This is a genomic window from Pseudomonadaceae bacterium SI-3, assembly GCA_004010935.1.
Taxonomy (GTDB): domain Bacteria; phylum Pseudomonadota; class Gammaproteobacteria; order Pseudomonadales; family Pseudomonadaceae; genus Stutzerimonas.
In genome coordinates, this window is the sequence record CP026511.1 from 3,019,720 (window position 1) to 3,043,465 (window position 23,746).

Here is a 23,746-nt window from a genome sequence, read left to right on the forward strand (position 1 = left end):
CGTTTTGATTTAGAGCGCCGCCAACCCTCGGGCGAGATCAGCTTGTAGATCAACCACGTCCTCAAGTCCCACTGCCACCCTTATCAAGCTATCGCGAATGCCTGCTTTGGCACGGTCTTCGGCAGAAAGCCGCCCGTGGGTGGTCGAGCCAGGATGGGTGATGGTGGTTTTGCTATCGCCCAGGTTCGCCGTGATGGAAATCAAGCGGGTGGCATCGATGAAACGCCAGGCACCCTCCTTGCCCCCCGCTACCTCAAAGCTCAGCACCGCGCCAAAGTCTTTCTGTTGACGCTTGGCCAATTCGTGTTGAGGGTGGCTGGGCAAGCCTGCGTAGTAGACTTTCTCAATCCCCGGTTGTTGCTCTAGCCACTCGGCTAACGTACGAGCGCTGGCGCAATGGGCCTGCATACGCAGGCGCAGCGTTTCCAGGCCCTTGAGAAATACCCAGGCGTTGAACGGGCTCAGTGTTGGCCCTGCGGTGCGCAAAAAGCCCACGACTTCCTTCATCTGCTCCGCACGACCGGCAACCACACCGCCCAAACAACGGCCCTGACCATCTATGTACTTCGTGGCGGAATGAATGACGATGTCAGCACCCAGTGCCAAAGGCTGCTGGAGAATTGGCGTGCAGAAACAATTATCCACGGCGAGCATCGCACCATTGCTGTGACACAACGCCGCCAGTTCAGCGATGTCGACCAACTCAGCCAGCGGGTTGGATGGCGACTCGACGAAGACCAACTTGGTGTTGGGCTTGAATGCCGGCGCCCAGGCTGCAAGCTCGGTAAGCGGTACGTAGTCGACCTCGAGCCCGAAGCGCTTGAGATATTTTTCGAACAACGAAACCGTAGCACCGAAAACGCTGCGCGACACGAGCACATGATCGCCAGCAGAACACAAGCTCATCACCATGGCCAGAATCGCAGACATCCCAGAGGCGGTCGCTACCGCCTGCTCGGCGCCCTCCATAGCAGCGATACGCTCTTCGAACGCTCGTACGGTGGGATTGGTATAGCGTGAATAGACATTACCCGACACCTCACCGGAAAAACGTGAGGCAGCGTCAGCGGCACTTCGGAACACATAGCTGGAGGTGAAGAACAGCGCTTCGCCATGCTCACCCTCAGGCGAGCGGCGCTGGCCCGCTCGAACAGCCAGCGTATCCATGCTCGCACCAGACAAATCACTGTCCAGCCGGCCTGCGTCCCAGTCGGTTGTCATAGTCGTTTTCCACCTTGAACCGAGGCGGCATGGCCGCCAGGTTGTCGATCAGTTGTTATAGAGGTCGATTATTGCGCTGCCAGCGACACCCTTGCTCTTGCTGAGGTCATTGCGAGCCTGTTCGATCTTGTGCAAATAGACATCATCGATGTCGCCAGTCACATACTTACCGTCAAACACTGCGCAATCGAAGTTCTCTATCTTTACCTTACCGCCACCAACTGCATCGATCAGGTCCGGCAGATCCTGATAGATCAGCCAGTCGGCGCCTATCAGCTCTGCGACCTCCTCGGTGCTGCGATTGTGCGCGATGAGTTCGTGTGCACTGGGCATGTCGATCCCATAAACGTTCGGGTAGCGAACGGCTGGCGCTGCAGAACAGAAATAGACGTTTTTCGCCCCAGCTTCCCGGGCCATCTGAATGATCTGTTTGCAGGTCGTTCCCCGGACGATGGAGTCGTCCACGAGCATGACGTTCTTACCGCGAAACTCAAGGTCGATGGCGTTGAGCTTTTGCCGTACCGATTTCTTGCGTGCGGCCTGGCCGGGCATGATGAAGGTCCGACCGATGTAGCGATTTTTGACGAAGCCTTCGCGGAACTTCACGCCCAGTCGGTTGGCCAGTTCCAATGCAGCCGTACGGCTGGTGTCGGGAATTGGAATGACGACGTCAATATCGTGCTCGGGCCGCTCCCGGAGGATCTTGTCGGCCAGCTTCTCGCCCATGCGCAGGCGCGCTTTGTATACGGAAACGCCATCCATTAGCGAGTCTGAACGCGCAAGATAGACATGCTCGAAGATACAAGGCGCGTAGCTCGGATTCGGCGCGCACTGACGGGTATGCAGCTTGCCATCTGCTGTGATGTATACGGCCTCGCCCGGTGCCAGATCGCGGATCAGCGAGAAGCCCAGCACGTCCAGCGCAACGCTTTCGGAGGCAATCATGTACTCCACACCCTGATCGGTGTGCCGCTGCCCGAACACGATCGGACGGATTGCATGCGGATCGCGGAAGCCAACGATGCCATAGCCGGTCACCATGGCCACCACTGCATAACCACCTACACAACGCTCATGCACCTTGGCCACGGCAGCAAACACATCCTCCTCGGTGGGCTGCAGCTTGCCGCGCACTGCCAGCTCATGGGCGAAGACGTTGAGCAGCACTTCCGAGTCAGAATTGGTGTTTACATGGCGCAGGTCGGACTCGTAAATCTCCTTGGTCAACTGGTCGACGTTGGTCAAGTTGCCGTTATGCGCCAGTGTGATGCCATAAGGCGAGTTCACATAAAACGGCTGTGCTTCCGCGGAGCTAGAGCTGCCCGCGGTGGGGTAACGCACGTGACCGATACCCATGTTGCCCACAAGTCGCTGCATGTGACGCTGCTGAAACACGTCCCGAACCAGCCCGTTGTCCTTGCGCAGAAACAGCTTGCCGCTGTCGCTGGTCACGATTCCGGCTGCGTCCTGCCCACGATGTTGCAGAACGGTAAGCGCGTCATACAACGCCTGATTGACGTTCGACTTACCGACAATGCCGACAATGCCACACATGCAAGGAACCTCTCAGTTGTTACAGGCTGATCCGGACATCACACAGGTTTTAGCCGTGCCGAGTCCTTCTAAAGATTGCTCGTCTTAGCTTGAAGCATCGAGCGAGCCGGCCACCCACTGGCTTCCAAACCCAAGGATCAGGTTCTTCGACCAGTCAGCAACCAACAGAAAATGCGGTAGCAACGCTGACTCTCGCCACCAGGGATCCTGCTGGACCGGGGCGAGGCTGAGCAGACCAACCAACACCACGACCAGCAAGCCCCCTCGAGCTGCGCCGAATACCATTCCAAGAAAGCGATCCGTACCGGACAGGCCGGTGACGCGCACCAGCTCTCCCACGAGAAAATTAACCAGTGCGCCAACTAGTAACGTCACTACAAACAGAATTACGCACGCTGCGATGACTTGAAAGGAAGGTGTGCTGATGAAGTCCGCGAGATGGTGCGAAAGCGCACCACCGAACATCCAGGCGATGACGCCGGCAATGATCCAGGTGAGCAGGGAAAGCGCTTCCTTGACGAAACCGCGTTTCAAACTGATCAGGCTGGAAATGACCACAACGGCGATGAACGCCCAATCGACCCAGGTGAATGCCACAGGGTTTCCTGCAAAGGAGAAAGGCGGCGCATTTTACCAGAGCGCAAGCTAGGGAGTAAGCACCGCGTAGGTGCCCTCCCGGCTGCCGGTTAAACGAACTGGAAGGCCGTAATGTGTCAGCCTTGCTCTGGCTTGAAACGTACAACGAACCCGTCGAGCTTCTGCTGTCGCTGCAATTGGTCCCGCAGACGATTGGCTTCCGCCCGCTCCACCAAAGGCCCCACGAAAACCCGGTTCATCCCGTCAGCAGTACGTATGTAGGCGTTGTAGCCTTGAGATCGTAGTGTTTTCTCGAGCTTGTCGGCGTTTTCACGGCTGGAAAGGCTGGCCAGCTGAACAGACCAACTGACCGGCAGATTGGCTGCGTCCAACCGCTGCTCATCAGTCGCTGCCGGCTTGACCGGTGGAGGCGGAGCGCTTGCCGACTCGGGAGTGACCGGAGCAGGCTGTGATCCCACAGGAGCAGGATTGATGGGGTCCGCCGGGCTATTGGATTCAGCCACAGGCCCTTCTTCGATAATTTCGTAATTTTCTGGGATCGGGTCGACCTCTGGCTCAGGTACCTCTACAGGCTGTGTCTCGATTGCCGGTGTAGCCGGTGTTTCAGGCATTGCGGGCGGATCGACGGCAACCTGCTGGCCCGCATCATCACGATTGAAAAGCATCGGCACGAATATCACGGCCAGCGCAACAAGCACCAACGCGCCGACGATACGTTGCAACAATCCTCTATCCACCAAGAGCATGCCCTCCACCAGATGCGTGCCGATCAAGCCAGGCCAGCGCTTCAGCCACGCAATAAAAAGAACCAAACACCACTATCTCATCGCCCTCGCGCGCCTCATCACATTGCCGCTGGAGCGCCTCGGAGATGCCAGTGTAGATAGTGACCGCCTCGCCGCGCTCCATCAATGCCGATCGCAACTCGTCCGCAGAGCGCGAGCGATGGGTGGGTAATGGTGCGACTGCCCAAGCATCAAAAACAGTCGCCAGCGCGTCAATGACACCCGAGAGATCCTTGTCAGCCAAAAGACCGAACACCGCGAGGCGGCGACCGGGCTTCGACTCCCGATGGAGCTGCTCAGCCAGATAGACAGCTGCGTGCGGGTTATGCCCAACGTCTAGAATTACCGAAAGCTCAACGCCGCGGCAGTAGACGGTACGGCGATCCAGGCGTCCGGTAACTCGGGTGCTCTGTAGCGCCTCGACCAGTCGCTCAGGCTGCCAAGACGACTCGAGCAATGCAAACGCCTGTAGCGCTAGCGCAGCGTTATCCAGTGGCAGGGTCAGCATCGGCAGATCTGACAGCTCTCGGACGGCGCCTTGGGCGTCTATACCACGCCAATGCCAGCAGGCTGCTTCCCTACGCAGGTCGAAATCGCGCCCACGGACCATAAGCGGCACAGCGGACCGAGCCGCGCTTTCCAGCATCGATTCTGGAGGGTCGGCGTCACCACATACCGCGGGCTTTGCAGCACGAAATATTCCGGCCTTTTCAAACGCCACGCTTTCGCGGGTCGTTCCAAGCCATTCGGCATGATCCAAGCCGATATTGGTTACCACTGCCACGTCGGCATCCACGATATTCACCGCGTCGAGACGCCCACCAAGCCCGACCTCCAATACCACGGCATCGAGCGCCTCACGCTCGAAAAGCCAGAAAGCAGCCAGCGTGCCCATTTCGAAATAGGTGAGAGAAACAGAGCCACGCGCTTGCTCGACCGCCTCGAACGCTTCGCACAATGCCTCGTCTGTCGCATCGACTTGGTTGAAACGAACCCGCTCGTTGTAGCGCAACAGATGCGGCGAGCTGTAGACACCCACCGTCTTGCCCTGCCCCACCAACATTCGAGCAATGAAGGCGCAGGTGGATCCCTTGCCATTGGTACCTGTAACGGTGACGACCTGGCGAGCTGGACGCGTTAGCCCTAGCCTCGCGGCCACCTCTTGGCATCGTTCAAGGCCCATATCAATGGCAACGGGATGCAGCTGTTCAAGGTATCCGAGCCAGTCCTCCAGGCTCCGCTGGGTCATGCGTCAGCCGTGACCAAAGCGGGCTCACCTGGAGTAGGCATTTGCTGCAGCTGAGCCAGCAGACGCGACAGACGAGCGCGCAACTCGGAACGAGGAACGATCAGGTCAATAGCGCCGTGATCAAGCAAGAACTCACTGCGCTGGAACCCTTCCGGAAGTTTTTCGCGCACAGTCTGCTCGATCACACGCGGGCCAGCAAAACCGATGAGCGCTTTAGGCTCCGCAACAATGACATCCCCCAGCATGGCCAGACTCGCCGATACGCCACCATAAACCGGGTCGGTGAGGACGGAGATGAATGGCAACCCCTCTTCGCGCATACGAGCCAGGACAGCGGAGGTCTTGGCCATCTGCATCAACGAGATCAGCGCCTCTTGCATACGAGCACCACCGGATGCTGCGAAGCAGACCAGAGGGCAACGCTGCTCAAGCGCAGCGTTCGCAGCACGCACAAAACGCTCGCCAACTATTGCGCCCATGGAGCCGCCCATGAAGGAAAACTCGAATGCACAGGCTACTACTGGCATATGCATCAAGGTTCCGCGCATCGCAATCAGAGCATCCTTTTCCCCGGTTTGTTTCTGCGCAGCGGAGAGGCGATCCTTATACTTTTTGCTGTCCCGGAATTTCAATCGGTCAACAGGCTCGAGGTCCGCAGCTATTTCTTCACGCCCTTCCTTATCAAGGAAGATGTCCAGACGGGTGCGTGCGTCAATCCGCATGTGATGCTGACACTTCGGGCAAACGTCCAGAGTTTTTTCAAGCTCCGGCCGATAGAGGACTGCCTCACACGACGGGCATTTGTGCCACAACCCTTCGGGCACTGAGCTTTTCTGCGTTTCCGAGCGCATGATCGAGGGGATCAGCTTGTCTACCAGCCAGTTGCTCATGCTTTTATTCTCCACAGCTTGTCAGTCCCGCGCGTAACGTCTGCACGCACCGGCAAATTCATCGTTGCGACCGGTCTCCAATCGGAGTTCACTGCGTCGCGTAAGCGATAGGCCTTAAGGCGCTGTCGCTGAGACTCGAGTCATCGCGCATCTACGGCGATGCATGAATGGCGGCTCGCCAGCACAGCGAACTGTAACTGGACGGCAAACGTCCTAGGTTCGTCACATCGACGCCCTTATCAACCGAACGAATTCCATCACACAATCAGGATCTTTAATGCCTTTGCTGAGCTCCACTCCGCCGCTGACATCGACGGCATATGGCCGCACTTCGGCCACAGCCTGCTGGACGTTTTGGCACGTGAGCCCGCCAGCGAGTATCAAGGGCTTGGGCAGATCAGTCGGGATCAGTGACCAGTCGAAAACCTCTCCAGTCCCACCTGGAACGCCTGCAACGAACGTATCAAGCAGAATGGCACTGGCGCCCGCATAGCGCGCAGCCTGCCGTCGAACATCCTCGCCCGCCTGGACTCGGAGTGCCTTGTACCAAGGCCGACAGAACCCTTCGCAGTCGGCGGGGGCTTCGTCACCGTGAAACTGAAGCATGTCCAGCGGCACCGCATCTAACGTTTCGTTGATCTCGCAACGCGACGCGTTAACGAATAAGCCTACAGTGGTGACGAACGGCGGCAGTGCGACAACGATTCTCTGCGCCTGCTGAATGCTGACGGCCCGAGGGCTTTTGGCATAGAACACAAGGCCGATTGCGTCCGCCCCGGCATCAGCTGCGACAAGCGCATCCTCGACTCGGGTTATTCCACATATCTTGCTACGAACGATAGGCAACGGCGGACACCTGCGATAGAAGACCCAGGATGGTAACAAAAGCACCAGAGGCTGCAACCTGCATCGTTCAGCCGCATCACCACCTGCGCCGCGCCAGTTTCAGTTTGGGCTTTTTGCCTCAGCGCGGGAGTGCCCGCACATCCGGCAGGCCGGACAGAAAGTGCGGCCCCAAATAGCGTTCAGGTAATTGGAACTGATCGGGATAGTCCACCTGGACGAGGTACAGCCCAAAAGGGTGAGCCGTCACCCCACCAGTTCGCCTTACACGTGACTCCAATACCTCCCGCGCCCATTTGACAGGTTGCTCGCCGGCGCCGATTGTCATGAGCACGCCAGCGAAGTTCCGGACCATATGATGCAGAAAAGCGTTAGCACGTACGTCGAGCACAATAAGCCTGCCATGCTGGAGCAATTCAAAATGATGAATCGTCTTGATGGGCGACTTTGCCTGGCATTGGCGCGCCCGAAATGCGCTGAAGTCATGAGTTCCGACGAAGGTCTTCGCCGCTTCACGCATGAGTGCGATATCCAGGGGACGGTGATTCCAGGTCACTTCCTCTGCTAGGTGGGCAGGCCGGATATGATCGTTGTAAATCACGTAACGGTAACGGCGGGCCATGGCGCTGAACCGTGCATCGAAGCTGCTCGGCATCTCCTTGGCCCAAGCCACGCTGATATCGCTGGGCAGGTTTTGATTCGCACCCATCACCCAGGCGTGCATGGATCGTTTTACCGGCGTATCGAAATGCACGACCTGGGCACACGCATGAACGAGCGCATCGGTACGCCCAGCACAACTCAACGTGACCGAATGCCCCCCGGCGACCTTGCTCAAGGCGTTTTCTAAAGACAGCTGAATGGAGGGCACGCCGTCACGCTGCCTTTGGAAGCCACGATACCGGGCGCCTTTGTATTCAACCCCGAGGGCAATTCTGAAAACGTCAGCGGCAGCCGATGAGGCTGCCGCTTGGTGTACTGCTTCGATCATAGTCAGGCTAGTTTAGCGAGCATCTCTCGCGCTTCTTGCTGCTGGGTGTCACTTCCCTCGCTCATGACCTCGTCAAGAATATCGCGAGCGCCTTCGGCATCGCCCATGTCGATGTAAGCCCGCGCGAGGTCCAGCTTGGTAGTGGTCTCATCGGTATCGGCAAAGAAGTCGAAATCGTCATCCAGAGCCTCAGGCGCCGAAGCGGCAGGCTCTGCTGCAGCCGCCGCCACTTCGGGCGACGGATCAACCGGCTCATTGAAGTCCCGCGACAGATCCTCAAGCTCGGCCTCTACCACTTCCAATTCTGATGACAAGGTTTCTGGTGCTGCCGGTGCTACAGGCTCGTCATCCAACGACAGGTCGAACTCGTCCGGCATGTCAGCGGGCTGCGCTGCGTCAGTAAGCTCAAAGTCAAACTCATCCACCGACTCGGTCGAGGCTGGCTTTGCCTCGTCACCGAAACCCAGCATCAGGTCTTCATCACGAGTAGAACTGCTGGGCTGCTCGTCTAGATCAAGCGAGAAGCCGGCCAGCTCATCGTCCAATGACACATTCTCGGTTGCTGCCGGCTCGTCTAGATCGAAGGAGAAATCGTCGGCAGATTGCTCTTGGGCTGCGACCTCGAGACTGATTTCGTCGAAGTTGACATCATCCAATTCCGGCGTGGCTTCGCTAGCTGGCGCTACGGGTGCAACCGCCAGGTCATCGTCCAGCTCGAGATCATCGAGGCTCAGATCGAAGTCATCGTCCGCCTTTTGCTCCGTCACCGGGGCTGGCTCTTCCAGCTCGAGATCATCCAGACTGAAGGTGTCAAAATCATCGCTTGTAGAGGCAGAGGCAGCCGCAGCACCAAAACCGGCCGCCGCCATCGCTGGATAACGGGCCTTTGTCTGCTCGATCTCCGCAAACGAACCACCTATTTCGCGAAGCTCAGCCTCTTGCCTCGCGAATCCATCTCGATCGCCCAGTTCGGCATAGACCTCCATGAGCTTCAGCCGCAGGTCGCTACGCTGCGGCTCGTCGTTCAACGCGTTCTGTAGCAGTTCGGCAGCCTGATTAAAACGACCGTAAGCAATATAAATATCCGCCTCGGCCAAGGGATCATTACCCGCGCCAGCAAGCGAATCTGCTGAGACCTGTTCAGCATCGTGCGCGGCGCCTAGATCGGCCGAATCGCTCTCAGCCGACTCCAGCTCCGCCTGAGCGACATAAAAATTATCAGTCGAATTGTCGGCAAGAAGGCTTTCCTGCAGTTCGGCCTCTTTCATCGCGTTACGACGTGATAGCACCGTTAATCCGACCAGTAACAGCAGTAACGCGCTGCCGCCCAGAACACCGAGCAGAACGGGACTGGCCAACAACTCGTCGATGTAGCCGTCGGTCTCTGGCTCTTGCGGAGCGGCAACCGGCTCGGCCGGCACAACAGGTGCTTGCTCGGCCTGCGTAGGAGGCTCTATGGTTTCGCTCTGAGGGGCCTGCGACGCTGCGTCCGGGCTCGCATCGGCCCCAGCACCAAGCTGAGAATCTCCTTCAGCAGCCTCGGGCGCAAGCTCAGCGCTTGTGCCAGTCTCTTCGGCCGAAGGGGTCAAAGGCGCAGCGACACCTGCTCCTGCTTCCGTCCCGGCCGCGAGCTGTGCCTGCAATTTTGCTAACTGGTCGTCTTTCAGCTGCATCAGACGCTGCAGCTTGTCCAGCTGCCCCTGCAGGTCGCTGAGACGATCCTTCAGGTCAAGATTTTCGCGACGGCTGGAATCGAGGCTCTCTTCGCTAACAGCTAGCTTGTCGCGCAATGCGGCCGCATCACCACCAGCCCCTTCATCACTTCCAACGGTCGACTTGCCAGGTTCTGGAGCAACTAGCCGGAGATTGTCACCCTGTTCGCTGCGCGAAGGCGCAGCACCTGCCGAGCCACGCTGAGTGGCGTCGAGCTGACGAGCAGCTGGTGCTGCCGAGCCTGAAGCCTGGCGCCAGCTCGCGTTCTGCTGCGCGACCTGCTGAATAGCCTCGGCTTGCGAACGACTGCCAATTTGCTCGGCAGTAGGGAGACGGAGCACCTGACCATTCTTCATGCGGTTGATGTTATTGCCAATAAAGGCGTTGGGATTAAGATCCTGAATGGCCAACATTGTTTGATGGACCGTGCCGCCCTGGCGTGCACGCTCAGCGATCTCCCACAGCGTGTCGTTAGGCGTGACCTTGTACTGGTCGCTTGAGGAGGCAGCGCTGGAGGCGGGCGTAGAAGTAGGTCGTGTCGCGACCTGCGGCGCTGCGGCAGGCCGGGAAATCGGAGCAGCCACAGGCAGTTGCGGCGCGACCGAAGCGGCAATCTCCGGCGAGTAAAGTGGCGGGTCCAGAAGCAACGTGTACTCACGCAGGAGCCGCCCGCTTGGCCAGAGCACTTCGATCAGGAAATTTAGATAGGGTTCGCGGACCGGTTTGGTCGAAGACACCCGAATGACGCTTTTGCCGTCTGGGCGCAAAATCGGAGTAAAAGTCAGGTCCGTCAGGAAGTATTGGCGATCGACACCTGCCCGATTGAAGTCTTCAGCGGACGCCAGAACCGGCACAACTTCACCGGGCGCTAACGTTTTCGCGTCCAGCAGTTCGATTTCAGCCACCAGCGGTTGATTCAGCGAGGACTTCAGCGTGACCTCGCCCAAGCCCAGCGCATAAGCCATTTCGGAAGTCAGCGCGGTAGCAGCCGCGATTGCCAGCACCAGATTGCGAACCCGAACCATTGTGTAAATCCTTGTTTTTTAACTTTTCTCGGATCTTCGAGAGGGTCTTATAGTCACTGCCTGCGCCCGCCAGGTGGCGGTCCCCCGTCAGCGATAAGCCTAAACAGCGTTGTTAGCTAGAATAATTCTTCGAACTTCCAGCAAGTATCTTTTACAGATAGTGTTTTATCAACAACTCACCAGACCAGGCAGCGTTGCCCACTACGCCTTTTCGCACGTTATCAGACCCAATCCACAAATTAGCTCCGCGGGCTTCAAGCAAGTCGCAACTGCTGGCGACCTGCGTTCGCCGAGTGCTGGCTTTTTCAAACCACTTAAGCGCACCACTGTAGCGGAAAGCATTCTTGACACTGAACATTCGAGACTTAACCCGACGAAATACCAGGGAAACGCCACCTCGACTATGCCATTCCGCATGCGTCTCGGTGGGTTCCGGCACAAAAAAAGCGCCGCGGGGTTGCCGAGGCGCTTCTGGTATCGCTTTTGTCTAGGATTAACGCTCTAGGAGAATGCGCAACATGCGGCGTAACGGCTCGGCCGCCCCCCAAAGCAGCTGATCGCCGACGGTAAATGCACCGAGGTAATGCGACCCCATGTTCAGCTTGCGCAGGCGGCCGACCGGGACACTCAATGTGCCAGTCACCGAAGTCGGGCTCAGCTCCTGCATGCTTGAGTCACGATGGTTCAGAACAAGCTTTACCCAAGGGTTGTGCTGGCTAATCATGCCTTCGATATCGGAGATAGGCACGTCCTTGTTCAGCTTGATGGTCAACGCTTGGCTGTGGCAACGCATGGCGCCGACACGAACACAAATACCATCCACCGGAATCGGGCTTTTGAATCGACCCAGGATCTTGTTGGTTTCCGCCTGGGCCTTCCATTCTTCGCGGCTCTGCCCGTTCGGTAGCTCCTTGTCGATGTAAGGGATCAAGCTACCGGCGAGTGGAACGCCAAAGTTATCGACCGGGAACGCCTCCGAGCGCTGGCATTCGGCAACTTTTCGATCGATGTCCAGAATGGCACTAGCCGGGTCAGCAAGCTCGTCAGCGACCGAAGCATTGATACTTCCCATCTGCTTGATCAGCTCACGCATGTTCTGCGCACCGGCACCAGACGCGGCCTGATAAGTCATCGCACTCATCCAGTCGACCAGCCCATGCTCGAACAGACCGCCAAGCCCCATCAGCATCAAGCTGACGGTGCAATTGCCACCGATGTAATTGCGCGTGCCCGCATCCAGCTGATGGTCGATGACCTTGCGGTTCACCGGGTCCAGCACGATAACCGCGTCGTCGTGCATGCGCAGCGTGGACGCCGCATCGATCCAGTAGCCCTTCCAGCCCGCCTCACGCAGCTTCGGGAAGACTTCACTGGTGTAGTCGCCACCTTGGCAAGTGAGAACTACATCGAGAGTTTTCAGCTCGTCGATGCTGTAGGCATCCTCCAGCGGCGCTATTTCCTTGCCGATCGAAGGACCCTGACCGCCGACGTTGGAGGTGGTAAAGAACACCGGCTCGATCAGGTCGAAATCCCGCTCCTCCAGCATCCGCTGCATGAGCACGGAACCAACCATACCGCGCCAACCGATCAGACCTACACGTTTCATCGCAACTACACCTATATATATGTGGCCCGCGGGACGGGCCGTCGATAAACAAAGACGCTTTCGGGTTCAAAAGCGCGGGCGCGTTGTTCATACACATCAAACACCACGCCTCGCACTATTCGGCGTTTCCGCCTAGCCGTCGCCCGCTAGCGCTATCAACGGCCGGTGCAATGGGGCCAGAGAGATTACAACTTCGCGAGCGCCGCGACTACCGCATCGCCCATCACCTGAGTATTCGCTTTTTCACAACCTTCGGACCAGATATCACCTGTTCGCAATCCCTGGTCGAGCACGTTGCTGACTGCCTTCTCGATCGCATCTGCGGCAGCGACCTGGTTGAAGCTGTAGCGAAGCATCATCGACACCGAGAGGATCGTTGCCAGCGGATTGGCGATACCCTTCCCGGCTATATCCGGAGCTGAACCATGGCAAGGCTCGAACATGCCTTTATTGTTCGAGTCGAGCGAAGCAGAAGGCAGCATGCCGATCGAGCCGGTCAACATGGAAGCTTCGTCCGACAGAATGTCGCCGAACATGTTGTCGGTGACGATCACGTCGAACTGCTTCGGCGAGCGTACCAACTGCATCGCTGCGTTATCGACATACATATGGCTAAGCTCGACATCCGGATAATCTTTGCCGACCTCCTCCACAACAGCGCGCCACAGCTGACTGGATGCCAGTACGTTCGCCTTGTCCACCGAGCAGAGCTTCTTGCCTCGAACAAGAGCCATGTCGAAACCGACCTTGGCTATGCGGCGGATCTCGCTTTCGCTGTAGGGCAGCGTATCGAACGCCATACGCTCGCCATTTTCCAGCGTTTTGCTCTCACGGGGCTGGCCGAAATAGATGCCGCCAGTCAGCTCCCGGACAATGAGAATATCCAGACCGGACACGATCTCCGGCTTAAGGCTAGAGGCAGCCGCCAGCTGCGGGTACAGCAGCGCCGGTCGCAGATTCCCGAAGAGGCCCAGCTGGGAGCGAATTTTCAACAAGCCACGCTCGGGGCGGATGGCCGGATCGATGGCGTCCCACTTCGGCCCGCCAACCGCGCCCAGCAGAATGGCGTCCGCCGCACGAGCACGCTCCAGCGTCTCGTCAGCCAGTGGTACGCCATATTTATCGACCGCCGCGCCACCCAGCTCGTCATAGCTCAACTCGAAATCGAGTTGAAACTTGTGGTTGGCCAGTTCCAGCACCTTGACCGCTTCGGCCATGATTTCAGGGCCGATACCGTCGCCCGGAAGAATTAAAATCTGCTTGGACATTGATAAATTTCCCTTTGGAATAACTGAAAGCCACGAGCAAGTGGCTTGAGCTCGCCGCTTCTTTATTTACTTAATAGCGCCAAACAACCAGGGCTGGTTCTGTTGATGACGGGTTTCAAACGTCTTGATGGCCTCAGCGTCTTGCAGAGTCAGGCCGATATCATCCAATCCGTTAAGCAGGCAGTGCTTGCGAAATGCATCGACCTCGAAGCCGTACTGAACACCGTCCGGACGGGTAACCGTCTGAGCAGCAAGGTCTACAGTGAGCTGATAACCCTCAGTGGCCTCTGCCTGTTCAAACAGTTCGTCGACCTCTTCTTCCTTCAGGACGATCGGCAGCAGGCCATTCTTGAAGCTGTTGTTGTAGAAGATGTCGGCAAAGCTCGGCGCGATGATCGTCCGGAAGCCATATTCTTCCAGCGCCCAGGGCGCGTGCTCACGGGATGAACCGCAACCGAAGTTCTCACGCGCAAGCAGGACGCTAGCCCCCTGATAACGCGGAAAATTCAACACGAAATCCTGGTTCACGGGGCGAGTCGAACAATCCTGATTGGGCTGCCCGACATCCAGATAGCGCCACTCATCGAACAGATTGGGCCCGAAACCGGTGCGTTTGATCGACTTGAGAAACTGCTTGGGGATGATCTGATCGGTGTCGACGTTGGCGCGGTCGAGCGGCGCGACGAGACCGGTGTGCTGGGTAAATGCTCTCATGGTGGTCTCCTCAGGCCTGCATCAATTCACGAACGTCTACGAAACGACCAGTCACCGCAGCCGCGGCCGCCATTGCCGGGCTCACCAGATGCGTCCTGCCACCGGCACCCTGCCGACCTTCGAAGTTGCGGTTGGACGTGGACGCGCAGTGCTCGCCACTGCCCAGCTTGTCCGGGTTCATCGCCAGACACATGGAGCAGCCCGGCTCGCGCCATTCAAAACCTGCCTCAACGAAGATCTTGTCCAACCCCTCCGCCTCGGCCTGCCGCTTGACCAGCCCGGACCCCGGCACCACCATCGCTTGCTTGACCGTTGCGGCAACCTTACGACCCTTCGCCACTTCCGCTGCGGCGCGCAGGTCTTCGATCCGGGAGTTGGTGCAAGAACCGATGAAAACGCGATCGAGTTGAATGTCAGTGATCGGTTGGTTGGCTTGCAGCCCCATGTACTTCAGCGCACGAGTGATGGAGTCACGCTTGACAGGGTCAGCTTCAACAGCCGGATCCGGCACGTTCTGGTCAACCGCCAGCACCATTTCAGGTGAAGTGCCCCAGCTAACCTGTGGCTTAATGTCTTCGGCATTCAACTCCACGACCGTGTCAAATACGGCGTCTTCGTCGGAAACCAGCGTCGTCCAGAGTTCGACAGCCCGCTCCCAATCGGCCCCTTTGGGCGCAAAGGGCCTACCTTCCACATAAGCGATGGTTTTCTCGTCTGCAGCCACCATCCCCACGCGCGCCCCGGCCTCGATGGACATATTGCAGATGGTCATGCGCCCTTCCATCGAAAGGTCACGGATGGCACTGCCAGCGAACTCCAGCGCATGACCGTTGCCACCGGCCGTGCCGATCTTGCCAATCACGGCCAGAACGATGTCTTTGGCAGTCACGCCAAAGGGCAGCTTGCCCTCGACGCGCACCTGCATGTTCTTCATTTTTTTAGCGACCAGGCACTGCGTGGCGAGCACATGCTCGACTTCCGAAGTGCCGATGCCATGGGCCAGTGCAGCGAAAGCGCCATGCGTAGAGGTGTGCGAGTCCCCGCAGACCACTGTCATCCCCGGCAGGGTTGCGCCCTGCTCTGGGCCGATCACATGAACGATGCCCTGACGAACGTCGTTCATCTTGAATTCAAGAATGCCAAAGTCGTCGCAGTTCTCGTCCAAAGTCTGCACTTGGATACGGGAAACCTCATCGGCGATCGCTTCCAGGCCGCCCTGACGCTCGCCCTTGGTAGTCGGCACATTGTGATCCGGGGTGGCAATGTTGGCATCGATGCGCCATGGCTTGCGCCCGGCCAGGCGAAGCCCTTCAAACGCTTGCGGTGAGGTCACTTCGTGCAGGATATGACGGTCGATATAAATCAGTGACGAGCCATCATCGCGGCGCTTGACCTCGTGCATTTCCCAGAGCTTGTCGTAGAGCGTTTTGCCGGCCATCGGACTTTCCTCATCAGTGCGTTGGGCAATAGCCCTTTTGCTTATGAGGTCATGCTAGGGACTTGCAATGGATTACTCAAATTCATATTTTTCATCTTACTCATTCCTTAACGGAATACTGACACCTATCCTCATGCTAATGACGTCAGTCCAACACCGATGACCGGAGCCAGCCATGGACCTCGCCAGCCTTAACGCTTTTATAGCGATCGCCGAGATGGGCAGCTTCTCCCTCGCCGCTGAGCGTCTGCATCTGACTCAGCCGGCCGTGAGCAAGCGCCTGGCTTCGCTGGAATCACAGCTGAGCGTGCGACTTTTTGATCGGCTTGGCCGGGAAATCGGGCTGACTGAAGCTGGCCGCGCGCTGCTACCTCGCGCTTATCAGATCCTCAACGTGCTGGACGATACCCGTCGTGCACTGACCAACCTCAACGGCGACGTCAGCGGACAACTGAGCCTGGCCACCAGTCACCACATCGGGCTGCATCGTCTACCACCGTTGCTGAGAGCCTTCACGCGTGCCTATCCGAAGGTGAATCTGGATATTCGTTTCCTTGATTCGGAGGTCGCTTACGATGAAGTTCTGCACGGTCGAGCCGAACTGGCCGTAATCACGCTGGCGCCGCAGACTGCATCGCCGATTCGCGCGGTCAAGGTCTGGGATGACCCACTGGACTTCGTCGTCGCTCCCGAACATCCGCTAGCCCAGAAGCCTGACATAACGCTGGCCGACGTCGCCGGCTTTCCCGCGGTATTTCCAGGCGGCAACACGTTCACCCATCACATCGCCCACCGGCTTTTCGAACGTGAGAGGCTGACGCCTAATATCACGATGAGCACCAATTACATGGAGACCATCAAGATGATGGTTTCGATTGGGATCGCCTGGAGTGTGTTGCCCCGCACCATGCTTGATGATCAGGTAGTACGATTGCCCCTCTCGGGCATTCAACTGGCGAGGGAGCTCGGCTACATCACCCATACCGAGCGCACCCTGTCGAACGCGGCAAAGGCCTTCATGTCACTGCTGGAGGCCGACTAAGCGCACTTGCACTTTGCCACTAGCTACGGATAAGTTCGCGGGACAACAACAAGATCCAAGAGAGCCATGAGCATCGCCTACCGTCGAAACATCACGCAGACCCAGCTCTTCGAGGCCGCTCATGTTGCCGCCTGATGCCACGTCCGATGCCTCCCCAGGTGCACCACAACCATGGCAGGACGTTGCGCGCCTACTATCGATGCTTGACGGTGCAGGGCTCGGCCTGTGGTCCTGGGATGTTCAACGCGACGCCATGCATTGGTCCCTCGGCACGGGAAAGCTGTTCGGCCTGAGCGCGCCGCTCGTAGAGCTTTCTCCAGATCGGTATCTCGAGCTCGTCGTACCGGAAGACCGACAGCATATCGAGACTGCAGTATGTTCGATGCTCACTGGCGCCGAATCACGGTTCAGCTTCCGCCATCGCGTCTGCTGGCCAGACGCTAGTGTGCGGTGGCTTGAAATCGATGGGCAACGACAGGTCAATGAGAATGGGGAGACGACGCTGGTGGGCGTCATCCGCGACATCACCGACCGTCACATTCAGGCGCAGGCGCTGGAAGACAGCCAAGAACGCCTTGAGCTGGCACTCGCCTCCGCAGAGCTGGGCAACTGGGAATGGCACATTCCAAGCGACCGGCTCTATGCCTCGTCCAGGGCCTCCGAGCTGCAAGGTCTGGTAGAAGGCCCATTCGATGGATCGTTTCGTGAGTTTTTCCGCAGCGTCGCTGCGAACGACCGCAAGACCATGCGGGCGGCATACAGCGACCTCCTCGCCGGGCGTCGACAAACCTATCAGGCCACGTACCAGGCCAACCATCCAGACGGCACGATTCGGCACCTCGAAAGCACCGCCAAGCTCTACCGAGACGAGCATGGCGCGCCCTTGCGCATGGCCGGAATTATCATCGACGCCACCGAACGGGTACTACGTGCGCAGCACCTGGCGGCGTCGGAAGCGAAATTCTCAGCCTTGTTTCAAGGCAGTCCAGACCCGATCTCCCTGTCCCGCATCCGCGACGGAGTTTTCATGGAGATCAACCCGAGCTTTAGCGTTGTGTTCGGCTGGGAGAGCACCGATATCGTCGGGCGATCTGCTCCGGAAATCGGCATCTGGCAGGACGAACGGCAGCGAAAATCACTGTTCGAGCAACTGATGCGAGATCAGCGGCTGGAGAACGCCGAGGCACAGTTCCGCACCAGGACAGGACAGATCGTCACTTGCGTGGTTTCCAGCCGGTTCATCCGCGTCGACCGCCGCCTGTGCATCGTCACCACTTTTCGTGACATTACCAAACGACAACAGGCCGAGGCGGCGCTGAAGGCCAGCGAGGTTAAATTCGCCAAGGCTTTTCATTCGAGCCCCGACGCCATCATCATCAGCGAGCGCGGCACGGGACGATTCATCGAGGTTAACGAAGGCTTCCAACGCCTCTCAGGCTACAGTCCCGAAGAAGCCATCGGCAGAACCTCTTATGAATTGGGCGTCTGGCCCAGCACGCAGCGCCAGGAGATTCTCGAACGGCTCGAACGTGACGGCCGGGTGACGAACTGGGAGATGGTCGGCCAGGATCGTCACGGTCGTTTAAAGCACATTGAAGTGTCGGTAGAACCCATCGTGCTGAACAACACAGATTGTCTGCTGTTATCCGCACGGGACATCAGCCAACTCAAGGCCGCCCACGCGCAAATTCACCACCTGGCCTATCACGACCCGTTGACGAACCTGCCTAACCGAACGCTGTTAATGGATCGCCTGACTCAGCAGACGGCGTTGCATAAACGCCACAAGCTGCGTGGCGCCCTACTGTTTCTCGACCTCGATCATTTCAAACACATCAACGACTCGCTTGGACATCCGGTCGGTGACGCGGTATTGAAAATGATCACTGCCCGCCTCGAGGCCAGCATCCGACAGGAGGACACCGTAGCCCGCTTGGGTGGCGATGAATTCGTTGTGCTACTCACCGGTTTGACGGGCAAGCGCTCGGAGGTGACCCGCCATGTCCGTCAGGTCGCCGAAAAACTTCGCACCCTCCTCGCCGAGCCTATGGTGTTCGAAGGCAACAGGCTGCAGGTAACGCCCAGTATCGGTATCGCCTTGATGCCTGATCACGGCGAGACGCCTGCCGATCTGCTGAAGCGCGCCGACATTGCGCTATATCGGGCAAAGGACGCCGGACGCAATGCGATTCAGCTGTTCCGCACCACAATGCAACAAGCAGCCAGTGCACGCCTCCAGCTTGAGAGCGAACTGCGTCTTGCCCTACAGCGCAACGAATTCGAGTTGTACCTTCAACCACAGGTCGATGCGCGCTCCGCCAGGGTGATCGGCGCCGAGGTCCTGTTGCGCTGGCATCACCCGGTGGATGGCGTGCGTTCCCCTGCCCAGTTCATCGACGTGCTCGAAGAAAGCGGCCTGATTGTCGAAGTGGGCAATTGGGTCATCAGGGAGGCCTGTCACATCGCCGCATCGCTGTTGGCCAACGGCGTCGTTGATTCGGACAGCTTCAGCCTCTGCGTCAACATCAGTCCACGGCAGTTCCGCCAGAGTGATTTCGTCGAACGGGTTCTCGAAGCGCTCAAAGCCGTCAGCCTTCCGCACACAATGATCAAACTGGAAATCACCGAAGGCATCGTTATCCAGAACCTGGACGACACCATCGCCAAGATGCGCCGCCTCTGCCGACAGGGCGTGAGCTTCGCCATGGACGATTTCGGCACTGGTTACTCTTCCCTCACCTACCTGAAGCGGCTACCAGTCGATGTCCTTAAGATCGATCAGTCCTTCGTTCGCGATGCACTGGATGATCCAAACGACGCCGAGATCATTCGCGCCATTGTCGCAATGGCGCGAAGTCTAAGGCTGGAAGTGATTGCCGAAGGGGTCGAACAACAGGCGCAGCTTGACCTGCTCCAAGCGCAAGGCTGCTACCTGTATCAGGGATATCTCTTCAGCCGCCCTCTTCCGCCGGCAGATTTCGGAGAACTGCTCAAAACTCACTCACTCAGCTGAAAGGCGTTTCCAGAAAACGAAAACCCCGCCGTGCGAACTGCGCAGGCGGGGTTACTGTTCAAGCTACGTGCTGGCGGCTCGCTCAGCCCTCCAACGCCAAACGCTCACCGTTAATTGGGATGCGCTTGGGTTTGGCCTCCTCTGGCACGACACGCTCGAGCTCGATGCTGAGAAGCCCATTTCTTAACTCTGCGCCCTTCACTTCAATATGGTCGGCGAGGCGGAACGAGAGCTTGAAAGCACGCTGGGCGATACCCTGGTGCAGGTAGGTAACGTTTTCGCCACTGTTCTCACGCTTGCCACCGCTCACAGTCAGCACGCCTCGCTCGACCTGCAAATCCAGGTCGGACTCATGGAACCCAGCGGCAGCTACGATGATGCGGTACTGATCATCGCCGTGCTTTTCCACGTTGTAGGGCGGGAACGAGCCGTTTGCATCATTGCGCAGCGCGGACTCGAACAGATCGTTGAAGCGATCGAAACCAATGGACTGACGAAACAGTGGAGCCATCGAAAAACTAGTCATTTTGCTGTCTCCTGATATTCAGCGAGTGGTTCATACAGGACCCGAATTCGGCATCCTGTGATGCCCAAAATAGGAACTGCTCGCCTGTTTTCAAGACCGATCGTCGAGGATTTTTTATGTCGAAAGTAATGTTGATAACGGGGGCCAGCCGTGGCATCGGCGCTGCCACAGCCAGGGTCGCAGCGGCTGAAGGCTACGCGTTGTGCTTGAACTTTCGATCGCGCCAGGACGCAGCCGACGAGCTATTGAACGAGCTGCACAGCCGGGGCGCGCGCGCAATTGCGGTCGAGGCGGACGTAGCGGAGGAGTCGCAAGTCATACGCTTGTTCGAAGCGCTTGATGCCGAATTCGGCAGGCTCGACGTACTAGTCAATAACGCCGGCATGCTCGAACGCCAGACGCGCCTGGAAGACATGGACAAAGCACGCCTGGAGCGCGTATTCGCGGTAAATGTATTCGGTAGCTTTCTCTGCGCCCGCGAGGCGGTCAAGCGCATGTCCACTCGCAACGGTGGTACCGGCGGTGCCATCGTCAACGTCTCCTCAATTGCAGCCAAACTCGGCGCGCCCAACGAGTACATCGACTACGCGGCCGCCAAGGGCGCGATAGATAGCATGACCCTCGGGCTGGCCAAAGAAGTGGCTGCAGAGGGCATCCGGGTCAATGCCGTACGGCCTGGCGTGATCCATACAGAAATTCACGCCAGTGGTGGCGAGCCCGATCGCATCGAGCGCGTAAGGAGCAGCGTGCCCATGGGCCGGGGCGGTGAAGCGAAAGAGGTCGCTGAAGCGATCCTCTGGTTGGCCAGCGACAAGGCCAGCTACACCAGCGGCGCTCTTCTTGATGTGAGCGGAGGACGCTAAACAGCCGCCTTAAAACCCTGCGCGTTTACGTCTAGACCCAGCAGTGCGTCGAGCCGATCGCAGTCGTTTTCCCGCCGAACCTGAGCGAACAGCGTAACGGCTTGCGGATAGTTACGGGTAAGCAGGGATAACCATTGTTTGAAACGACCTGGCGCATAGCGCGGAGACATCTTGCGTCGCGCCTGCATCCAGAAATCGGCCAAAAGCGGTTGCAGATCTTCCCAACTCAGCGGCTCGAGCGGCGCACCGGCCTTTGCCGCCGCGATCTGCCGAGCCAGATCCGGCCGACAAACCAGTCCGCGGCCTAGCATGATGTCCTCAACTCCGCTGACCTCACGGCAACGTCGCCAGTCCTCGACCGACCAAATATCGCCATTGGCAAACACCGGCACATTGACGACGTCCCTAACCTTAGCCACCCACTCCCAATGCGCTGGAGGCTTGTATCCCTCGACCTTGGTCCGCGCATGCACAACCAGCTGCGCAGCACCGCCATCAACCAGTGCACGGGCACAGTCGAGCGCGCCGCCCTTGTGGTCAAAACCCAAACGCATCTTCGCGGTAACCGGTATATGCGCCGGAACCGCCTTACGTACTTCGTGAAGGATGGAATGAAGCAGATCCGGCTCCCTGAGCAGAACGGCGCCACCGCGGGATTTATTGACCGTTTTGGCTGGGCAGCCGAAATTTAGATCGATTGCAGGGGCGCCGAGGCTACACGCAAACGCCGCGTTGTCAGCCAGGCAGAGCGGATCCGAGCCCAGCAACTGCACACGCAACGGCGTACCTGCGCGGGTTGCCGCGCCGTGTTCAAGCTCGGAAGCAAGCTTAAGAAAACTAGATGCCGGTAACAGACGATCCGACACACGGATGAATTCGGTCACGCACCAGTCAACAGCGCCAACACGGGTGAGAACGTCGCGGAGAATGTCATCAACGAGCCCTTCCATAGGCGCCAAGGCGATCTGCATTAGAAACGACCCAACCGAGAAAGCGCTGCATTGTACGGACGCCAGCCATGGTAAGAAATGTGCGCGTCACGCCAATCGGCAGACTGCATCCGACACCAGGCACTAAGCCAAAAGGTACTAGGGTTGAGCCTGCAAACGCGGACGCTTTATCTCAGTCACAAGTAATCAAAGTCCGAGTCTGGCTGCACTGGCCTTGTAATGCTCCGCCTGCTGCACGTCTCGTGCGAGGCCATGGCCTCCCGCCGTGTACAGCTGAGCCAACCTGGTTGCCGCTAAGGGGTGCCCTGCCTCGACGGCAAGCTTCCACCAATGCGCGGCCTTGGCACCGTCTGGCCCGTGAGTAGCGTCTTCGCCCAGGCTGATGACACCCATCTGGTAAGCGGCCTTGGCATCGCCCTTTTCGGCAGCCAGACGCAGCAGACGTATACCCTCCTGCCTAGCACCAAATCCCTGTCCTCGAAACAGCAGGATATGGCCATAAAAGCTTTGCGCCTTCGAATCGCCAATCGCAGCCATGCGCGAAAATTGGCCCTCCATCCAGCGCCACAGTTTCGGTTGCTGAACGGCCCAACGTGAGCTCATCAATTTGCGAGCAAACAGATAACCGACTCGCGCACGGATATTATTCAGCATTACGGAATCCCTGGATAATCAAACTCGAACACTCGCGCAACCTCACCTGCGTGCCAGGATGCGGCCGCAGAACCGTCTGCCGGACCAGAAAAGCGCCCGAGGCGAGTAGCACATTCGAAAAAACCGGTTCTTGGCAGACGACTTGCCCCTTGGCTCACCACCAACGCACTACGTAGCGGCCTATCCGCACGGGCATCCAGCGCAGCCAGATGTTCCAGCGCGGCTGTCAAGGTTTGCATGGCAGGCGCCGGTAACTGGAGCCGCTCGACCAACGCGCGGTAAGTGACCAGATGGCGCTGTCGCCGCACCTCAGCCAACTCGTCCAACAACGCCTGCCAATGTGGACGACTGATGCGAATTGACGCTGCGGTGCCTGTCACGCCTCCTGCTGCCATCCTTCGATCTCCAATGCGCGGGCGAGTGCGCGACGTATCGCATTATCGGGATCGCGTTCACCGCTTTCGATGAGGGCGAGATAAGCAGGGCTGATACCCACCGAGCGCGCCAGCGCTTCTTGGCTCAACCCCTTAGCCTCCCGCAACATCGGCAACGTTCCGAAAGTTGGCAATGCGCCTAGAGCAGTATCACTTGCCTCCACTGGCTTTGCGGCGCTTACGTCACGCCCGTTCGTCAGCAGAGTCTGATACTCCTCCCACGGCAGCACGGCATACTCTGGCTTACCGTCCCGCATGATGACCTGAACACTCATCCGCTACCCCGACCGTAGTCTCAAATTGGAAAGTCGGGATCTTACCAGTCCACGCGTCTATTTTTTTCGACACCAGCCGGTCGCACCAAAGAATG

The 23,746-nt window shown here is 58.3% G+C and carries 21 protein-coding genes and 1 pseudogene; 3 read left to right on the forward strand and 19 right to left on the reverse strand.

The genetic code is table 11. The features are described 5' to 3' along the window. Positions 1 to 9: 9 nt before the first annotated feature. The 14 genes and pseudogenes from C1896_14045 to leuC form a co-directional block, all read right to left on the reverse strand. Positions 10 to 1,221, reverse strand: a complete 1,212-nt coding sequence (locus C1896_14045) for an O-succinylhomoserine sulfhydrylase (GenBank protein ID AZZ45918.1) — start codon at positions 1,219 to 1,221, stop codon at positions 10 to 12. Between the two features lie 48 nt (positions 1,222 to 1,269). After that, positions 1,270 to 2,775 (reverse strand): amidophosphoribosyltransferase, encoded by a 1,506-nt coding sequence (locus tag C1896_14050; GenBank protein AZZ45919.1) that lies wholly within the window; start codon positions 2,773 to 2,775, stop codon positions 1,270 to 1,272. An 84-nt stretch (positions 2,776 to 2,859) separates the two neighbouring features. After that, complete coding sequence (locus C1896_14055; protein ID AZZ45920.1) at positions 2,860 to 3,372, reverse strand: colicin V production CvpA; 513 nt, start codon at positions 3,370 to 3,372, stop codon at positions 2,860 to 2,862. 116 nt (positions 3,373 to 3,488) lie between these two features. Next, entirely contained in the window at positions 3,489 to 4,118 is a 630-nt protein-coding gene (locus tag C1896_14060) for a cell division protein (protein ID AZZ45921.1), read from the reverse strand. Next, on the reverse strand, positions 4,102 to 5,406 hold the full coding sequence (locus C1896_14065) for a bifunctional tetrahydrofolate synthase/dihydrofolate synthase (GenBank protein ID AZZ45922.1): 1,305 nt from the start codon (positions 5,404 to 5,406) through the stop codon (positions 4,102 to 4,104). The genes C1896_14060 and C1896_14065 overlap by 17 nt, the downstream gene beginning before the upstream one ends. Continuing rightward, positions 5,403 to 6,296: an acetyl-CoA carboxylase carboxyltransferase subunit beta gene (locus C1896_14070; protein AZZ45923.1), complete on the reverse strand. Its 894-nt coding sequence runs from the start codon at positions 6,294 to 6,296 to the stop codon at positions 5,403 to 5,405. The genes C1896_14065 and C1896_14070 overlap by 4 nt, the downstream gene beginning before the upstream one ends. Positions 6,297 to 6,518: 222 nt before the next feature. After that, on the reverse strand, positions 6,519 to 7,142 hold the full coding sequence (locus C1896_14075; protein AZZ45924.1) for a phosphoribosylanthranilate isomerase: 624 nt from the start codon (positions 7,140 to 7,142) through the stop codon (positions 6,519 to 6,521). Between the two features lie 118 nt (positions 7,143 to 7,260). Next, complete coding sequence (locus C1896_14080; protein ID AZZ45925.1) at positions 7,261 to 8,130, reverse strand: tRNA pseudouridine(38-40) synthase TruA; 870 nt, start codon at positions 8,128 to 8,130, stop codon at positions 7,261 to 7,263. Positions 8,131 to 8,132: 2 nt separating this feature from the next. Beyond that, entirely contained in the window at positions 8,133 to 10,868 is a 2,736-nt protein-coding gene (locus C1896_14085) for a peptigoglycan-binding protein LysM (GenBank protein ID AZZ45926.1), read from the reverse strand. A gap of 151 nt (positions 10,869 to 11,019) precedes the next feature. Continuing rightward, positions 11,020 to 11,109: pseudogene (locus tag C1896_14090) on the reverse strand (aspartate-semialdehyde dehydrogenase). Positions 11,110 to 11,361: 252 nt separating this feature from the next. Further along, the gene (gene asd, locus C1896_14095; GenBank protein AZZ45927.1) at positions 11,362 to 12,474 is read right to left on the reverse strand and encodes an aspartate-semialdehyde dehydrogenase; all 1,113 of its coding nucleotides are present in this window, start codon (positions 12,472 to 12,474) and stop codon (positions 11,362 to 11,364) included. Between the two features lie 185 nt (positions 12,475 to 12,659). Further along, positions 12,660 to 13,742, reverse strand: a complete 1,083-nt coding sequence (gene leuB / locus C1896_14100) for a 3-isopropylmalate dehydrogenase (protein AZZ45928.1) — start codon at positions 13,740 to 13,742, stop codon at positions 12,660 to 12,662. Between the two features lie 66 nt (positions 13,743 to 13,808). Next, positions 13,809 to 14,456, reverse strand: a complete 648-nt coding sequence (gene leuD, locus C1896_14105) for a 3-isopropylmalate dehydratase small subunit (protein ID AZZ45929.1) — start codon at positions 14,454 to 14,456, stop codon at positions 13,809 to 13,811. A 10-nt stretch (positions 14,457 to 14,466) separates the two neighbouring features. Further along, a complete protein-coding gene (gene leuC, locus C1896_14110; GenBank protein AZZ45930.1) occupies positions 14,467 to 15,894 on the reverse strand; it encodes a 3-isopropylmalate dehydratase large subunit in 1,428 nt (475 codons plus the stop codon). Positions 15,895 to 16,069: 175 nt separating this feature from the next. Here leuC and C1896_14115 point away from each other — a divergent pair, with 175 nt between their 5' ends. Beyond that, entirely contained in the window at positions 16,070 to 16,936 is an 867-nt protein-coding gene (locus tag C1896_14115; protein AZZ45931.1) for a LysR family transcriptional regulator, read from the forward strand. Positions 16,937 to 17,057: 121 nt separating this feature from the next. Beyond that, complete coding sequence (locus C1896_14120) at positions 17,058 to 19,949, forward strand: histidine kinase (protein ID AZZ45932.1); 2,892 nt, start codon at positions 17,058 to 17,060, stop codon at positions 19,947 to 19,949. A gap of 82 nt (positions 19,950 to 20,031) precedes the next feature. Here the strand turns inward: C1896_14120 and C1896_14125 are convergent, their stop codons facing one another. Next, positions 20,032 to 20,475, reverse strand: a complete 444-nt coding sequence (locus C1896_14125) for a heat-shock protein (GenBank protein ID AZZ45933.1) — start codon at positions 20,473 to 20,475, stop codon at positions 20,032 to 20,034. Positions 20,476 to 20,591: 116 nt separating this feature from the next. On the opposite strand from C1896_14125, the gene C1896_14130 reads away from it, so the two are divergent. Further along, the gene (locus tag C1896_14130; protein ID AZZ45934.1) at positions 20,592 to 21,338 is read left to right on the forward strand and encodes an NAD(P)-dependent oxidoreductase; all 747 of its coding nucleotides are present in this window, start codon (positions 20,592 to 20,594) and stop codon (positions 21,336 to 21,338) included. On the opposite strand, the gene C1896_14135 is transcribed toward C1896_14130, so the two are convergent. From C1896_14135 to C1896_14150, 4 genes are all read right to left on the reverse strand, one after another. Beyond that, positions 21,335 to 22,309 (reverse strand): tRNA dihydrouridine(16) synthase DusC, encoded by a 975-nt coding sequence (locus C1896_14135; protein AZZ45935.1) that lies wholly within the window; start codon positions 22,307 to 22,309, stop codon positions 21,335 to 21,337. The genes C1896_14130 and C1896_14135 overlap by 4 nt on opposite strands. Positions 22,310 to 22,474: 165 nt before the next feature. After that, positions 22,475 to 22,942, reverse strand: coding sequence for a hypothetical protein (locus C1896_14140; GenBank protein ID AZZ45936.1), 468 nt, complete (start codon positions 22,940 to 22,942; stop codon positions 22,475 to 22,477). Next, a complete protein-coding gene (locus C1896_14145; GenBank protein AZZ45937.1) occupies positions 22,942 to 23,337 on the reverse strand; it encodes a hypothetical protein in 396 nt (131 codons plus the stop codon). The genes C1896_14140 and C1896_14145 overlap by 1 nt, the downstream gene beginning before the upstream one ends. Beyond that, positions 23,319 to 23,651 carry a transcriptional regulator gene (locus tag C1896_14150; protein ID AZZ45938.1) on the reverse strand — a complete coding sequence of 111 codons (333 nt, stop codon included), beginning with the start codon at positions 23,649 to 23,651 and terminating at the stop codon, positions 23,319 to 23,321. The genes C1896_14145 and C1896_14150 overlap by 19 nt, the downstream gene beginning before the upstream one ends. Positions 23,652 to 23,746: the final 95 nt, after the last annotated feature.

Coding starts and splice junctions, on each gene's coding strand:
- C1896_14045 (AZZ45918.1), bottom strand. CDS start 1,221: ATGACAACCGACTGGGACGCAGGCCGGCTGGACAGTGATTTGTCTGGT.
- C1896_14060 (AZZ45921.1), bottom strand. CDS start 4,118: ATGCTCTTGGTGGATAGAGGATTGTTGCAACGTATCGTCGGCGCGTTG.
- C1896_14085 (AZZ45926.1), bottom strand. CDS start 10,868: ATGGTTCGGGTTCGCAATCTGGTGCTGGCAATCGCGGCTGCTACCGCG.
- C1896_14050 (AZZ45919.1), bottom strand. CDS start 2,775: ATGTGTGGCATTGTCGGCATTGTCGGTAAGTCGAACGTCAATCAGGCG.
- C1896_14130 (AZZ45934.1), top strand. CDS start 20,592: ATGTCGAAAGTAATGTTGATAACGGGGGCCAGCCGTGGCATCGGCGCT.
- C1896_14065 (AZZ45922.1), bottom strand. CDS start 5,406: ATGACCCAGCGGAGCCTGGAGGACTGGCTCGGATACCTTGAACAGCTG.
- C1896_14115 (AZZ45931.1), top strand. CDS start 16,070: ATGGACCTCGCCAGCCTTAACGCTTTTATAGCGATCGCCGAGATGGGC.
- C1896_14140 (AZZ45936.1), bottom strand. CDS start 22,942: ATGCTGAATAATATCCGTGCGCGAGTCGGTTATCTGTTTGCTCGCAAA.
- C1896_14125 (AZZ45933.1), bottom strand. CDS start 20,475: ATGACTAGTTTTTCGATGGCTCCACTGTTTCGTCAGTCCATTGGTTTC.
- leuC (AZZ45930.1), bottom strand. CDS start 15,894: ATGGCCGGCAAAACGCTCTACGACAAGCTCTGGGAAATGCACGAGGTC.
- C1896_14120 (AZZ45932.1), top strand. CDS start 17,058: ATGTTGCCGCCTGATGCCACGTCCGATGCCTCCCCAGGTGCACCACAA.
- asd (AZZ45927.1), bottom strand. CDS start 12,474: ATGAAACGTGTAGGTCTGATCGGTTGGCGCGGTATGGTTGGTTCCGTG.
- C1896_14135 (AZZ45935.1), bottom strand. CDS start 22,309: ATGCAGATCGCCTTGGCGCCTATGGAAGGGCTCGTTGATGACATTCTC.
- C1896_14080 (AZZ45925.1), bottom strand. CDS start 8,130: ATGATCGAAGCAGTACACCAAGCGGCAGCCTCATCGGCTGCCGCTGAC.
- leuB (AZZ45928.1), bottom strand. CDS start 13,742: ATGTCCAAGCAGATTTTAATTCTTCCGGGCGACGGTATCGGCCCTGAA.
- C1896_14150 (AZZ45938.1), bottom strand. CDS start 23,651: ATGAGTGTTCAGGTCATCATGCGGGACGGTAAGCCAGAGTATGCCGTG.
- C1896_14145 (AZZ45937.1), bottom strand. CDS start 23,337: ATGGCAGCAGGAGGCGTGACAGGCACCGCAGCGTCAATTCGCATCAGT.
- C1896_14070 (AZZ45923.1), bottom strand. CDS start 6,296: ATGAGCAACTGGCTGGTAGACAAGCTGATCCCCTCGATCATGCGCTCG.
- leuD (AZZ45929.1), bottom strand. CDS start 14,456: ATGAGAGCATTTACCCAGCACACCGGTCTCGTCGCGCCGCTCGACCGC.